The 14,869-nt window shown below is 48.3% G+C and carries 12 protein-coding genes; 5 read left to right on the top strand and 7 right to left on the bottom strand.

Annotated features, from left to right (window positions below):
• Nucleotides 1-825: an AraC family transcriptional regulator gene (locus AR383_RS20410; protein WP_055734797.1), complete on the bottom strand. Its 825-nt coding sequence runs from the start codon at nt 823-825 to the stop codon at nt 1-3.
• A 396-nt stretch (nt 826-1,221) separates the two neighbouring features.
• Between AR383_RS20410 and AR383_RS20415 the strand changes: the two genes are divergently transcribed.
• From AR383_RS20415 to AR383_RS20425, 3 genes are all read left to right on the top strand, one after another.
• On the top strand, nt 1,222-1,869 hold the full coding sequence (locus AR383_RS20415) for a tetratricopeptide repeat protein (protein ID WP_055734798.1): 648 nt from the start codon (nt 1,222-1,224) through the stop codon (nt 1,867-1,869).
• 183 nt (nt 1,870-2,052) lie between these two features.
• Nucleotides 2,053-3,222, top strand: coding sequence for a glycerophosphodiester phosphodiesterase family protein (locus tag AR383_RS20420; protein WP_083481722.1), 1,170 nt, complete (start codon nt 2,053-2,055; stop codon nt 3,220-3,222).
• Nucleotides 3,223-3,423: 201 nt separating this feature from the next.
• Nucleotides 3,424-4,104 carry a tetratricopeptide repeat protein gene (locus AR383_RS20425; RefSeq protein ID WP_055734799.1) on the top strand — a complete coding sequence of 227 codons (681 nt, stop codon included), beginning with the start codon at nt 3,424-3,426 and terminating at the stop codon, nt 4,102-4,104.
• 102 nt (nt 4,105-4,206) lie between these two features.
• Here the strand turns inward: AR383_RS20425 and putP are convergent, their stop codons facing one another.
• The 4 genes from putP to AR383_RS20445 all read right to left on the bottom strand — a co-directional run bounded on the left by putP (nt 4,207) and on the right by AR383_RS20445 (nt 10,573).
• The gene (gene putP, locus AR383_RS20430; RefSeq protein WP_055734800.1) at nt 4,207-5,703 is read right to left on the bottom strand and encodes a sodium/proline symporter PutP; all 1,497 of its coding nucleotides are present in this window, start codon (nt 5,701-5,703) and stop codon (nt 4,207-4,209) included.
• Between the two features lie 45 nt (nt 5,704-5,748).
• Complete coding sequence (locus AR383_RS20435; RefSeq protein ID WP_055734801.1) at nt 5,749-6,456, bottom strand: hypothetical protein; 708 nt, start codon at nt 6,454-6,456, stop codon at nt 5,749-5,751.
• Between the two features lies 1 nt (nt 6,457).
• Nucleotides 6,458-9,610 (bottom strand): bifunctional proline dehydrogenase/L-glutamate gamma-semialdehyde dehydrogenase PutA, encoded by a 3,153-nt coding sequence (gene putA / locus AR383_RS20440; protein ID WP_055734802.1) that lies wholly within the window; start codon nt 9,608-9,610, stop codon nt 6,458-6,460.
• Nucleotides 9,611-9,805: 195 nt separating this feature from the next.
• Nucleotides 9,806-10,573, bottom strand: a complete 768-nt coding sequence (locus AR383_RS20445; RefSeq protein WP_055734803.1) for a helix-turn-helix domain-containing protein — start codon at nt 10,571-10,573, stop codon at nt 9,806-9,808.
• Between the two features lie 309 nt (nt 10,574-10,882).
• On the opposite strand from AR383_RS20445, the gene AR383_RS20450 reads away from it, so the two are divergent.
• Nucleotides 10,883-11,491: a porin family protein gene (locus tag AR383_RS20450; protein WP_055734804.1), complete on the top strand. Its 609-nt coding sequence runs from the start codon at nt 10,883-10,885 to the stop codon at nt 11,489-11,491.
• Nucleotides 11,492-11,545: 54 nt separating this feature from the next.
• Here the strand turns inward: AR383_RS20450 and AR383_RS20455 are convergent, their stop codons facing one another.
• Entirely contained in the window at nt 11,546-13,000 is a 1,455-nt protein-coding gene (locus tag AR383_RS20455; protein WP_055734805.1) for a RimK family protein, read from the bottom strand.
• A gap of 69 nt (nt 13,001-13,069) precedes the next feature.
• Here AR383_RS20455 and AR383_RS20460 point away from each other — a divergent pair, with 69 nt between their 5' ends.
• Nucleotides 13,070-14,161, top strand: a complete 1,092-nt coding sequence (locus tag AR383_RS20460; protein ID WP_055734806.1) for a GNAT family N-acetyltransferase/peptidase C39 family protein — start codon at nt 13,070-13,072, stop codon at nt 14,159-14,161.
• A gap of 49 nt (nt 14,162-14,210) precedes the next feature.
• Here the strand turns inward: AR383_RS20460 and AR383_RS20465 are convergent, their stop codons facing one another.
• Nucleotides 14,211-14,861 carry a DapH/DapD/GlmU-related protein gene (locus tag AR383_RS20465; RefSeq protein ID WP_055734807.1) on the bottom strand — a complete coding sequence of 217 codons (651 nt, stop codon included), beginning with the start codon at nt 14,859-14,861 and terminating at the stop codon, nt 14,211-14,213.
• Nucleotides 14,862-14,869 lie beyond the last annotated feature (8 nt).

Here is a 14,869-nt window from a genome sequence, read left to right on the forward strand (position 1 = left end):
TTAAGCATGTAGTTCTTTGGCGTAACGGCCGGGGCTGATTCCTAAGGCCCGTTTAAAATGACGACTAAAATGGCTTTGGTCATGAAAGCCACAAGCTAGCGCTACGTCTAATTGTTGCTGCCCTTTGCGCAATAAGCTTTTAGCTAAGCGTAATCGCGCTTGAATTTGATAGGCATGTGGCGGAAGACCATAACATTTAACAAATTGCTTCACCAAGTAGCTGGGACTTAAATTGACTAACTTGGCCAGCTCGCTGAGCGAGATGTTTTCGCTGGCCTGCTCATCAAGAAACTGTTTGGCCATGGCTAGGTTGGGCCTCGCATGGCCGCGACGGGCAGGCTGCGGCCGGGTTTTAGCATGGCGGCTCATTAACAATTGTAGGCTGGAGTAAACCAGCGTTTCCCGCTGTAAGCGATTTGAGGAATGCTCCAAAGCGTTAATGCTCGCTCTGAGAGTGCGTGCTACCAGCGCATCTTCAACTACCGCTTGGCTAAAATAAGGCGCCCCCAGTTTGTGGCAACCTAGCTCCTCACTGACTTGAGAAAATTGTTCCACCGTGGGGTACATGGCTTGATAGGACCAACCGCCCACCGAGGCCGAACAGCCGGTATGCACTTCATCGGCATTAACCAAAATAATACTGTCTTGTGGCGCCACATGATTACTACCGGTGCGGAAAAAACGCTGTGCGCCGCTGGCTATCACACCAATGGTATAGCCCTCGTGACTATGCCGTGAAAACTGTTGGTGTCGATAGCGTGCATTCAGTATCTCAATCCCGCCCAGCTCGTCGGCAAGCCGATAGTGTGCTTGTTCTTTGCTCATAACCCTGCTCCCTGCCACTTAAACTGAGACAGCATCATAGCGCAGAATGGCGCAAAGGTTTTGTACAAAATTGTTCATCTAGATAAGCGCTCAGCTTTTGCTTACTGGGCTAGCGGCAAAAATGTAAAGGCTTATGCACAGTTAAAGCTGTTGTATGTTTTTGCAGCATTATTATCAAGGTCTACGCTTTATTGTTATTAGATAGAATTATCATTAGTTACCAATATGGTGCAAAAACTTGATGATAATTGCATCAAATTGGTTTGTTGTAGCAGATGGCCTTTGTCATTGTATTGAAATAAAAGGGTTTTAACTTTGGCATTAAAAATGCGATGGCTATCACAAAAGGCTTTTGGTCTTTTAAAATATTTTAGTTAATAGCTCAAGGAAACCATTATGAATAAATTAGTCATTTGGTGTTTGGCTGGCCTTAGTTTGGTTCTTAGCTCGGTATTGAGTGTGCAAGCCAAAGAGCAGTCGGCTGCAACGGATTTGCAACTTCAGAGCTGGTGTTCACGTTTGAAAAAACAGCAAAGCTGTTACAACTTACATTTGCAATTGGCTGCTCAGGGACGTGCAGAATCAGCGTATTGGATAGCCAAGGCGAAAGCTAAGGGCTTGTTTGAAGAGGCTGACCTTGCGGAAGCGGCAAAGTATTATCAAATTGCCAGTGATCAACTACATCCTTACGCTAGTAGAGAGCTCGGCTTACTGGTTTACCACGGCGTGACGGGCAAGCGGGACTATGCTCAGGCCTTGCGCTTATTTGAGCAAGCCATAGAGCAGGGCAATAGTGAAAGCCTCTGGGCTTTAGGGCGAATGTATCACTTTGGGCGCGGGGTAGAGCAAGACTACCAAAAAGCCTTTGAGTTATTCCATTTATCGGCTCAGCGAGGCTCTAAGTCAGCAGCGAGTACCTTGGCCTATTACTATAAACATGGCTTAGGTACTAACCCCGATGCCGCTTTAGCTCATTATTGGGAAAATAAAGCTGATGTTACCAAATTGGTGACTTGGAACCGCTCTATTCCTGATTATCGTTAAGTTATCGTTAAGCAGAACAAAGCCGGCTTAAGGCCGGCTTTGCTATTTTCGGCGCCATGTTGACTGGTGAGCTTCACCAAGTTGTGCCATAAATTCAACATAAAATGATCATCTATGTGCAATCTAAGGCGTCTCTACTATTGGCTCACCATACTGCTTAACTAATGATAAGGATGATCGCCAATGAAACTGCTACACCTAGGATGGTTACTTTGCCCGCTGGCTTTACTAACCGCCTGTGATGATAACGATATTACTCAAGCAACGGCTAACTCTACTGCCGTATCTAAAGTGCAATTAGGTCCTCGCCCGGCTTACTTAGTTGATCAACTTCCTGAAGGTGAACTAAAACAGCAACTTAGCGCCTGTGTTGAAAGTAAAACTAGCTATCAAGTGAGTCCCTTATCGATTGGTCACCGCGGGGCGCCGTTAATGTTTCCCGAACATACTCGGGAAAGCTATCTGGCCGCTGCGCGTATGGGGGCTGGGGTCTTGGAATGTGATGTCGCTTTAACCAAAGACGGTGAGTTAGTTTGTCGTCACTCTCATGGCGACTTACACACTACTACTAATGTACTGGCTGTGCCTGAGTTGGCGGCTAAATGCTCGGTACCGTTTAGTCCTGCCGATCCAGTAAATGGCGTAACGGCCAGTGCGGAATGTCGCACCTCTGATTTTACTCTTGCTGAATATAAGTCTCTACAAGGGAAAATGGACTCATACAACCCCAATGCCACTACGGTGGAAGAGTACATGGATGCGACGCCAAGTTTTCGTACCGATCTCTACGCCAATACTGGCACTTTGTTATCTCACAAAGAGAGCATTGCCTTATTTAAGGCCTTGGGGGTGAAAATGACACCGGAGCTAAAAACACCATCAGCTCAAGATTTAGCCGCTGCGGGGATGAGCCAACAAGAATTTGCACAGAAGATGATTGATGAATATATAGAGGCAGAAGTGGCGCCTAGTGATGTTTATGTCCAGTCGTTCTTAATTGATGATATTGACTACTGGATTGCCACCGAGCCTGAGTTTGGTGAGCAAGCTGTGTATTTGTACTCTTCGGATAATGTGCCTAGCCCCACCGAGATTGCCGCCAAGGGAATTAACATTGTGGCACCGATTTATCCGATGTTAATTGAACAGCAAAATGGCACATTGGTAGCCAGTGACTACGCGAAGCAGCTTAAGGATGCGGGTTTAGATATTATTACTTGGTCGTTAGAGCGTCGTTATACTAACTATGCCGAGCTGGAAGTACTAAATGTATTAAAGACAGAGCTCGCGGTATTGGGAGTATTTGCCGATTGGCCGGCCACAGTGACCTTCTTTGATAACTGCATAAAATAGATTAATTATTCATCAAAGATTTGCTGTTAGAGAGTGCTAGCAGCAAATTTGTGATCCACCCAGCTATTTTTCGGGGGATTGCTCTCAAATTGATTAATCGCAATTAAATAATTATTCACTATTTTCTGCTCCATAAAATGTGTTAGCGTTGCCCTCGTTGTCTTATTTGGTCATCAGGCAACGTTCAACAAAGGACAGAAAATGAAAAAATCAGTTTATGGTTTGGCCAGCTGTGTGGCAGCCGCATTATTGGTCGGTTGCAGCCAGTCGGCCACCACGCCAGCTAGCGACATCGCTACTGCCATTGAGTGCAGCGGTGTATGTGGCGAACAAGAGTTCAAACTTGCCCAGCAATATCACCAAGGTGAGCAGCAACAGCAAGACTTGGATAAGGCATTGGCTAACTACATTTTGGCGGCTAAAGCCGGTAATGTAGCAGCGATGACTCAAGTGGCTGTGTTGTACAAAGAAGGTCTTACTAGCGAGGGTACTAAACCTGAGTTAGCTATCGATTGGTTAAACGCTGCCGCCCAACAGCAGGATGCTCAGGCGCAGTTCTTACTAGCCGAAAGCTACTGGAACGGTGAAGGTGTAGCGCAAGACTTTACTCAAGCCGAGTATTGGTACAACCAAGCAGCACTGAACAAAGATAAAGAGGCCGCCTATCTATTAGGTCTGCGCTACTTTGAAGGTGAGAACATGGCTGAAGATCCGGTAACCGGCTATGTTTGGATGTCGATTGCGGCCTTATTAGGCCACCCTAATGCGCCTGGCGATCGTGACTTTCTGATTGGCGAAGAGCTAGACATGAAGCAGAAGAAAGCGGCATGGCAAGAAGTAGACCGCCTGATTAAACAACTCGATATTGAAGTGCCTTGGTAAGCAGCGCGTTATTATAGCTAGGCTAAATGCACTTAGCTTTTAAAACAAAGGGCTTAGTTGCAGATGCAGCTAAGCCCTTTTGTATTTATATCACTTTAAGCATTAATCAAGACTTTGCAGCTTGCTTTGGTATTCGTCAAAGCTGGCTTTTACTGTATCACTTGCTCCGCCGCTCAGTTTAGATAACAGCACAATCGCCAAGCTGGCAAAAATAAAGCCGGGCACGATTTCATATAAGTCAAAAATGCCACCACTAAGTTGCTTCCATAACACCACGGTGATACCACCCACCACTACACCAGCTAGCGCGCCGTTGCGGTTCATGTCTTTCCAGAATAGGCTAAATAAGATGGCCGGGCCAAAGGCCGCGCCAAAACCTGCCCAAGCGTAAGATACCAAGCCTAGTACCGAGCTTTCTGGGTTCATGGCTAAAAATAGCGCCACTATAGACAGCGCAATTACCGCGATGCGGCCAACTCGAACAATTTCTTGTTGGCTAGCTTGAGGGCGGAAAACTTGCTTATAGAAATCTTCAGCTAAAGCCGAAGAAGATACCAATAGCTGGGAGTCGGCGGTACTCATGATTGCCGCAAGAATAGCGGCCAGCAAAATACCGGCTACCACTGGATGGAAAATCGCGTTAACTAACAACATGAAGATGGTTTCGCCATCTTTAACTGCGCCACCCATATGCGCGTCCACGTATACAATGCCTACTACACCAATAAGCAGTGCACCGGCCATCGACAGTGCCGTCCAGCTTACCGCAATGCGTCGTGCGGTAGCGATGTCGCCATTGCGGCGGGTAGCCTTAAAGCGCGCTAGAATGTGCGGCTGACCAAAATAACCCAAGCCCCATGCCACTAAAGAGATAATGCCAATGGCCGACAAGCTTTGGCCGCTGGCGTCTGTCCATAGGTTGAGCAGCTCAGGGTTTTTTAGCTCAAGAGCCGCGCCTAAGTCACTCATTGAGCCTTCCATTGCGGCAATCGGCACAATGACTAAGGCGGCGGCCATTAACAAACCCTGAACTAAATCGGTCCAAGATACCGCAAGAAAGCCGCCAAATAAGGTGTAAGATACCACGCACAAGGTGCCAACTATCACCGCGAAGCGGTAGTCCAAACCAAATACGGTTTCAAATAGTTTACCGCCAGCTACTAAGCCTGAACTGGTATAGAACAAGAAAAACAAGAGGATAAACAAGGCCGAAATAGACTGTAATAGCTTTGATTTGTCGGCGAAGCGACGGGCAAAGTATTCAGGAATAGTTAAGGCATTATCGGCAACAATGGAGTAGGTGCGAAGGCGCTTGGCGCAAATTAACCAGTTTAGCCAAGTACCCACTAATAAGCCGCCAGCCAGCCAAATGGCTTCAATTCCCGCGGCATAGGCGTAGCCGGGAAGCCCCAACAATAACCAGCCGCTCATGTCTGATGCCCCTGCGGATAGGGCTGCAGGCCAAGGCCCTAGTGAACGGCCACCCAAGAAGTAGTCTTCAGAGTTAGACGTTCGTTTATAAGCGTAAATGCCAATTGATAGCATAACGATGAGATAGGCTACGAATGTGGCACTGATAGCAAAGCTATTTTCAATCATTAGTTATTCCTTTTGATGGCTCTTTCGAGCCTTATACGTTGTGTGTTACTCGGCGCTGCCTAATTCCAGTAGGCTCGCGTTACCGCCTACGGCGGTGATATTTATAGTGCGAGTACGCTCGGTAATAAAGCGTAAACAAAGCGTTGGCTCACTTAACAGGGAGTAATCTTGTAGATCTCCTTCGTAAATCAGCTGCGCGATCTGACCCTCTCGCTCGGCCAACAACAGGTTAAAGCGTTGGCAAGTGTGGTGTGCTCCCACCAGAGCAACCCCTGCTAAAGCGGGCTGTTTGGCGAGTGCTTCAGCCGTTTCATAGGCAGTGTAAATGGCCACTCTGTCGGGACAGCCTGCGCGCAATAAGTCGCTAAGCGCCAATTCCAACTGGCAATCAGCTTTGGGGTGAACACTGCATATAATGGTGTTTCCCGCCACCAGTGCGGCGCTAATTAGCCCCAGTAGCGCTACTGAATTAGCCTGTTCATCGCCGCTCAACAAAAAGCTGCCTCGACCTACACAATACAGTTCATTGCTCTCCCCAGTAGGGCCTGGCAAGGACTGAGTCTGGCCGATTAAGGCCGTTGCCTGTTGGCATTGCAAGTTGATCATGGCGACTGCTTCGGCCCAATCGGTGGAGCGTTGGCTTAGCAGTGAGGCCCATCGTTTAACAATCTCGACTCGCTGGTTTAGCGCTTGTTGCTGCCAGTGTTCAAATACCGCAAGGCTTTGTGTCAATTCGCTTATTTGCATGGTCATTTTATTGCACTCCTGAGGCCTTAATAACAGTGACTTCGGCTTGGGCGAAGCGGTATAAGTAATGGGGGCCACCCGCTTTAGGGCCAGTACCAGAAAGGCCTCGCCCACCAAAGGGTTGTACTCCTACTACCGCGCCTACTTGGTCGCGGTTGATATAACAATTGCCCACCCGAGCACGCTGTTCGATATGCCGATAAGTGCTCTCATTACGACTATGCACCCCCAATGTTAACCCAAAACCACTGTCATTTATTTGATTAATCACGCTATCAATTTGATTTGCATGAAATTTAATCACATGCAGTATTGGCCCAAAGTGTTCCTCTGTGAGTTGAGAGAGGCTGTCAATTTCAAATGCGCAGGGAGCCACATAACTACCTTGTTGGCATTGTTCGTCTAGAGGTAGTTGGTAAATCAGTTGGGCGTTTTGTTGCAACCACTCGATGTGTTGCAATAGTTTTTGCTGAGCCCTTGAGTCAATAACCGGCCCTAAATCACTACTTAAGTATTCCGGACAGGCCACGCTGAGCTCGCTCATGGCACCTTGTAGCAGGCTAATGATGCGCTCGGCAATGTCTTGCTGAACAAACAATACCCGCAGTGCCGAGCAGCGTTGTCCGGCAGAAGCAAAAGCAGAGCGCAGCACGTCGCGTACCACTTGCTCGGGCAGGGCGGTGCTGTCGACTATCATGGCATTTTGTCCGCCGGTTTCCGCAATAAAGGGCACCGGCAGGCTATCGCGTTTGGCTAATAGTCGGTTAATGCTTTGCGCGGTAGGTGTAGAGCCGGTGAAGGCGACCCCGGCGATGCGTGGATCGCTACATAAGGCGGGGCCTAATTCTGCTCCGCTCCCTAGTAGTAGTTGAATTACTGCGCCAGGAATACCGGTTTCAAGCAATAACTCGATGCAACGAGCGGCAATCAGACTGGTTTGCTCGGCGGGCTTGGCCAGCACGCAGTTACCCGCCACCAGTGCCGCCGCTATTTGGCCAATAAAGATAGCTAAGGGAAAGTTCCAAGGGCTAATGCAAACAAACAGGCCGCGGCCTTGATAACGCACTTGCTGCTGTTGCCCTTGCAGGCCGGTTTGCTCTAGAGTTTGGCTGAAGATAGATTCAGCTTGTTGGCTGTAATAACGTAAGAAGTCCACCGCTTCGCGTATTTCATCAATACTGTCGTGAACGGTTTTACCGGCTTCGCGATGGCATAGCGCTACCAGCTCGGGCATGTGCTGTTCTAGTTTGTCGGCCAGCGCCCGCAGGTATTGAGTACGCTGGTTAACCGGTGTTTGTTGCCAAACTGGGTGGGCTTGCTCGGCTGCGTCTAAAGCTGTGGCGACTTGCTCAACCTTGGCCCAGCTCACTTCACCCACTTGCTGTTGGCTTGCGTAGGGTGCCATCACTGCTTGGCGAACGTTACTTTGAGCTTGGCCGTTAATCAGTGAGTCGGCCTGCCATTGATAGTCGCCCAAAAAGGCTTCAACTTGCTGGCGAAACGGCTGCCATTGGCTTTCTATGTCGGTGGCGATACCGAGTGAATTGGCTCGCTGCTGGCCAAATAATTGCGGCGGGTTAACAATATGCGGATTATGCAAGGTCTGGCGAGAACGCAATAAGTCCACCGGATGCTTGGTGAGTTCGCTAATCGGGCAGCGGGCATCCACCAAGCGATGCACAAAGGAACTATTGGCCCCATTTTCTAATAGTCGTCGCACAAGGTAGGGCAGTAAGTCTTTATGGCTACCCACGGGAGCATAGATACGCACCTCACTGTTGAGTAGTTCTTTTGCGTGTTTATATAAGGATTCGCCCATGCCATGCAGGCGTTGAAACTCATAATCGTTATGCGTAGCCATGGCTGAAATAGCGGCGACCGTTTGTGCATTGTGGCTGGCAAATTGCGGATAAATCAGCCCGCGATAGGGCTCACTTAATAAGACTCGGGCGCAGGCCAGGTAACTCACATCGGTGGCTTCTTTACGGGTAAACACTGAATAGGCTGGGTGGCCATGTTGCTGCGCCAATTTTAATTCGCTATCCCAGTAGGCGCCTTTCACTAAACGCATGGGAATCACATCGCCCTGTTGCTTAGCCAAGGCCGCTAGCCAGCCAATTACCGCCAAGGCGCGTTTCGAGTAGGCTTGTACCACTAAGCCAAACTTGCCCCAACCTCGCATCGATGGATGTTGATAGAGTTTGGCGAATAACTTTAACGACAACTCTAAGCGCTCGGCTTCTTCGGCATCAATGGTAATGGCTACATCCTGTTGCCGGGCATGCTGTAGTAGTTCCAGCACACTATCAAACATCTCGCTCATCACTCGCTGTTGTTGAGCCACTTCATAGCGCGGGTGCAAGGCCGAGAGTTTAATTGAAACCGAGCAAGCTGGCCCTTTGGCTGCTGCCGATTTAGCTTGTTTGGCTACTGCGCTAATCGCTTGTAGGTAGTCTTGTTGGTATTTTTGGGCATCGGCAGCGGTGAGGGCCGATTCGCCCAACATATCAAAAGAATAGCTATAGCCTTCACTGCGAGGCCCTTGAGCATTGTTTAGCGCCTCTCGAATGCTTCTGCCTAGCACAAACTGATGGCCCATAATTTTCATCGCCTGTTGCATGGCTTGGCGGATCACCGGCTCAGAAAACTTATTTACCAGTTTATTGAGTACCTTATAGGGCTGAGCCGGAGGTTGATCTTTTAGACTCACCACCTTACCGGTTAGCATCAGCCCCCAAGTGGAGGCGTTAACAAATAGGGAGTCGGAATTTTTTAGGTGAGATTTCCAGTCGGCCACACTGAGTTTGTCGCGAATTAATGCATCGGCGGTGGCGCTATCGGGAATGCGCATCAGCGCTTCGGCTAGACACATCAGCAAAATACCTTCGCGAGTATCAAGGCTGTATTCCAGTAGCAGGGCATCGATCATTTGCAGCGCTTTTTTATCCGCCCGAACTTGTTTAATTAACTGCTCGGCAAGGCGCTCGGTTTCTGCCCGCTCTGCTGGATCTGGCTCGGCCAAGGGCAGCAGTTGATTTAGCCAAGCGGACTCATCAACACAATAAAGCGGCGAGATGTGCTGCCAAAGTTGTTCTGCTGGCTGGGCAATGAAGTCGGCTTGGGCAAAGTTTTGCGCAGTTAAGGGGATGTTACTGGTCATGAGCGCTCCTCATAGAGGTATCGGTTAACTTCAAATGTTATATTTTTGTTATTAATTGACGATTGTAGATGGGCAAGCGCTAGGAGTATTTCGAAAAACAACGAATTTTTTTCGAAATACTCTGATCTTCAGTTAACACTAAGCCAGCGCAATGCTCTGTTAATAAGTGTAGTGTATGCGGCTAAGGCTGAAGGCTTAGTGAAACTGACGGCGAAAGCGAGCAGGGGTTAAGGAAAAATGGCGATTAAACGCGGTGGTAAAGCTGCTTTGGCTAGCAAAACCACACAGTTGGGCTATTTGCTGAATGCAGAAATGAGGCTCAATGAGCAGTTGTTTGGCTTGCTCTAGGCGTTTAATCAAAAGGTATTGATGAGGGCTTAAGCCTGTTTGTTGGCGAAATAAGGCATAGAAGTGGCTTTCTGCCATAAACACACTGCCAGCTAGCTGGGCCACGCTGATTTTGTGCTGTAAGTGTTGTTGAATATAGCTGTCGATGCGCGCCATAGAGAGCCGTTCACCTTGGCGCTTGCTGGGCAGCGGTGAGCTTAAGTGCTTCTTCAGTATACAGACTAGGGTATTAGCGCAGGACTCGGCTAGTAGTGGATCGTGGGGTTGTAATAATAATTCTTGGCCTAATGCTCTAATTAACAGCTGCGTTTGTTGGCTTAGTTGAAAATAGCTGGGATGACGAAACAAATGTTCAAGTTTGTCTTGTAGGGAAGGCTGCGCGGTGGCAACGAAATTCACCACTAATATTTGATTATTAGCAAGGCCATTAAAGGCATGCTCGGTGCTGGCAGGCAGTAGGCAACCGTCTCCGGGGCCAACAGCTTGGCCGCGACCCTGTATATCGAACTCGGTTTTCCCGTGCAAACCAATCACCATCTGCGCGTAACTATGGCTGTGATGATGAGCTTGAGACGGTAAGCTAAGAACTTGTGCTAAGTTATTTGCTTGATGCATAGCCACCTGCTTGCTAAGTAAATTAAACAATCATGATTGTTTGCCATCAACATGTGCTGCAAAGCAAGCTTCAATAGTGAAGGAGTTCGGTAAATGTGTCAATTTTGTTAAATGTAATACTAGCGCCAAGGCATGCATGGTTGGCCAAGTTAAGTGACTATAGACTGAGTGAGCGAGTTGCTATGTTAAATACCTAGGTTTAAATTCCAAATCACTTTAATTTTAGGTGTTTTTATCTTGGTTGAATGATGGGTGCGTGGCAAAATGCCGAACTTAGCTTAACCATGTTGTTTAACTATAGGATTTTAGATGAAACTTCGTCTCGCGCTAGGCGCTGCTTTACTCGCTTCACTACCTGCTCACGCCGATTTATTAGGGCTCACCCTATCTACTCATATTGCCCAAACCGATTCTGAGCCTAAAGCTTCTTCTGCCTGGCAGGGCGATTTAAGCTTGCGTTTTAAACATCCTATTCCTTTAGTGCCTAATGTGGCAGTAGTGGCCAATAAACGTAAGCAAGGCGACCCTGCCGATGGCTCTAGTTATCAGGCCGAGCTGTATTACAACTTGTTTGATACCGCCGGCTTATATGTGGACTTGGGCGCCGGTTACGAGGGCTGGGAGAGCGCCAATAGTGCTACGGATGGCTCTAATGATGGCGAGCAAATCTATGCAGTAGGCCGTGTGACTTGGCGTTTCCCCGGCTCAGGTTTGGGTATAGAAAGTGATTTGAAATTGTCGTTAAGCGAAGAAGATTACCAAGCCAATTTGTTTCGCGCCGGATTAAACTACCAGTTTTTTGATAGTGCCTTGGGTGGTTTAACGCTTTCTGGTGGTTATCAATATGAAGACATTGCCACTCGCCATTACAGTACCGACAACAGTGGTGCTTATTTAGGTTTGGCTTATAAGTTTTAAGTGTGTGGTCGCGCCAGCGTAATGGCGCGACATGCAGGCTAATCCCCTGCGTGGCTAAAAGCCGCGCATTTGAATTCGCCTTAAAAACTCGGTCATGATTCGGTCATAGAGTAAATCGCCTAAGAAGGCATCTTCTACATGATGGTCGATGCTCGGGTTGTCGTTTACCTCAATCACGTAAACCTGGCCGTTAATTTCTTTTAAATCCACGCCATAGAGGCCCGAACCAATCAGGTTGGCGGCTTTAACCGCTATATCCACCACATTTTTAGGCACTTGTTTTAAGTCGAGTGTTTCAAAGCCACCGGAGCTGACTCGACCACTCTTGTGGTGTTGGTAAATTTGCCAGTGACCACGGCTCATCATGTATTTACAGGCGAAAATGGCTTGGCGATTTAACACCCCAATGCGCCAATCAAACTCGGTGGGCATAAAGGCTTGAGCCAAAATTAAGGCACTTTTCTCAAATAAGCTGCTGGCTTCGCGTTGTAACTCGGCTTCGTCACGCACTTTAATCACGCCGCGAGAAAAGGCGCCATCGGGAATTTTTAGCACCATAGGAAAGTCCAGTTGCTCAAGTAGCTGGGTTTTCCATTGTGGATTGAAACTTTGCACTATCACGCTGGTGGGCGCGGGCACGCGATTTTGCTGCAACAGTTCGGTAAGAAATACCTTGTTAGTGCATTTCATGATGGACTCGGCATCGTCGATGACCACCAATCCTAGCTTCTCGCCGGTTTTAGCAAAGCGATAGCTATAGTTGCCGATGTTGGTGGTGGTGCGAATAAATAGCCCATCAAATTCACCCAAACGTGAAATGTCGTCTGGGCCAATGGTTTCCAAATTCATGGCCAAACGCGAGGCAGCACGTTTAAAGCGCTTTAGTGCGGAAGGATCGGAAGGCGGCATTTTTTCATCAGGGTCAACCAGCAAGGCGATATCGTAACGTGATTTTTTTTCTTGGCGCGGTTTGCGCCAGATTTTGCTGGAAAACAACGCCAATGATTCAATGAAGAAGTCTTGCTCTTGATCTAACAAATCCTGAAAAGGATAGGGGGCGATATGCTGAATAGTCCATTGCTCGCGATGCTTGGATAAGTGCAGCTCGATCACCGGTACCATAAATTTTTCAAATAGGTATTTTGCCAGTTTTTCTAGGCCTTTTTCGGTAGTGCGGCCAAAGTAGATTTTGCAGCTGATTTGATGCTGCTCGCGGTATGCGCTTCCCAACTTAAATAGCTCGCTGGAAAGCAGCAATGGCTGGTTAATGTCGTTAATTGCCATTACTCTGGGGATTACCCTATGGCCCCGAGCTTCGGCCATTAGCGAACAATAGTAGCCGCTACTCATGTAGTCATAATCGCGACACAGGTTAACCACTTGAACGTTTTTTTGGCCGGTGCTTTTCCAGTCGGTATTGAGATAGTGGTCGACACTGACTACCTGCTCCGACGGAAAATATTGGCTCCAGTCACTGGCTTGGTCGGTAACGATTAAAAGATTTGCCATCGCTATATTTTTCCTGATTTTTTAGGTCTATTATTGCCAAGCAATTGGGCTTACCTATCAGGAAATCGTATGGACTTTCGTTTAGCGAACAGTTCCGATCTCGCCGAACTAAATACATTGGAACAACAGTTATTTGCTGGGGATCGCATATCGCCACGGCAAATGAAGCGCTTCTTGCACTCTTCCCAGGCCATGTTGTTTGTGGCCGACAGTGGTAAAGGTTTGGCAGGTTATGCGCTATTGCTATTTCACCAAGGTACTCAGCTTTCGAGGTTGTACTCAATTGCTGTTAAACCAGATTTCCGAGGACGTGGAATTGCCCAAAGTTTGCTAGGGCAATGCGAGCGTGCAGCTCTTGATCAAGGCGTCAATACATTACGACTAGAAGTGCGTGAAGACAATACGTTGGCGATTAATTTTTATCAAAAAATGGGCTATCAGCTGCTTAAGTTTCTGGTGCATTATTACGACGACCTTTGCGATGGTCGGCGCATGCAAAAACGCTTGTCACCGCAGGGGCCTAGAGTACAGCTGCCGATGCCCTTGTACATTCAAACTACGCCCTTTACCTGCGGTGCCGCGTGTTTGCTAATGAGCTTTAGCTGCCTCAGTGGCCATGTGCCCAGCCGCACCGAAGAGCTGCAACTATGGCGCGAAGCCACCACCATTTTTATGGCCGCCGGACATGGCGGATGCAGTGCTCAGGGTTTGGCTTTGGCGGCAGTGCGACGCGGTTATCCCATCGAGCTTTGGACCCAATCACGCTCCACCCCGTTTATTGATAGCGTGCGTGACCCCAATAAAAAACAGGTGATTGAGTTAGTCCACCAAGACTTTGTGGCTCAGCTCGCCGCTAAAGGTATTGAAGATCACAATCGCGCACCGTCGATTAGCCAATTAGAAACTTGGATAGAGCAAGGCGCGGCGGTATTGCTGCTGATTAGCACCTATCGTTTTACTGGCGAAAAAGGGCCGCACTGGATAGTGCTCAGTGGTATGAGTGATAAATTTTTCTACATTCATGATCCTCACGTAGAACAGCAGAGCGATGTGGTGTCTTCGGCCTTTGTTCCGGTGGGCAAGTCTATGTTGGCGCAAATTGTTGGTTTTGGTAAGCAAAAACAAACCGCCTGTGTGGTGATTTGGCCGACTAAAGCTTGAACGGCGTTAGCACAAAGCCAGCTTAACTTCGGCCTGGTGTTTATTCAGTTTACACGGTGGGGCTTAACTGTTGCTCGTAATGCTCTACAAAGGCGAGGCAGTCTTGTTGAAATAAAGGTAGCGCTTCTGCCAGTTGCTGTTGCGACCAATCCCACCAGGCTAGTTTTTCTAAGCGTTTTCCCAGTTCGGGATCATTAAAGCGTGGGCGTAATAGCTTGGCAGGGTTGCCCACCACTATGTGCCAAGCGGGCACGTCTTTGGTGACCACACTGCCAGAGCCAATAATCGCGCCATTGCCAATGTTCACCCCGGGCATAATAATCGCGCCATGTCCAATCCACACATCATGACCAATCTTTACCTTGTGCTCGGCGCGCCAGTTAAATACTTCGGCGTCGACGGATCCGGCTAAACCATATTTTTGCGGACGATAGCTAAAGTGGTGCTGGCCGGCTCGCCACCAAGGGTGATTACTGGGGTTAATCCTCACTTTCGAGGCGATGGAGACAAATTTGCCCACTTCACTTAGTGCAATGTCAACGTCATCTTGAACGTAGCTGTAATCACCAAACTGCACATTATCCAACAAACAGCGTTCGCCTATCTCGGTCCATTGGCCGAGTTGACTGCTGCTAATATGACTGCTGTTGGCTACCGAAGGATGAGAACTGAGTTTATTTCCGGGCTTTACTACTGCCATTTGGGCTT

Origin of the sequence: Agarivorans gilvus (assembly GCF_001420915.1) — a bacterium.
Taxonomy (GTDB): domain Bacteria; phylum Pseudomonadota; class Gammaproteobacteria; order Enterobacterales; family Celerinatantimonadaceae; genus Agarivorans; species Agarivorans gilvus.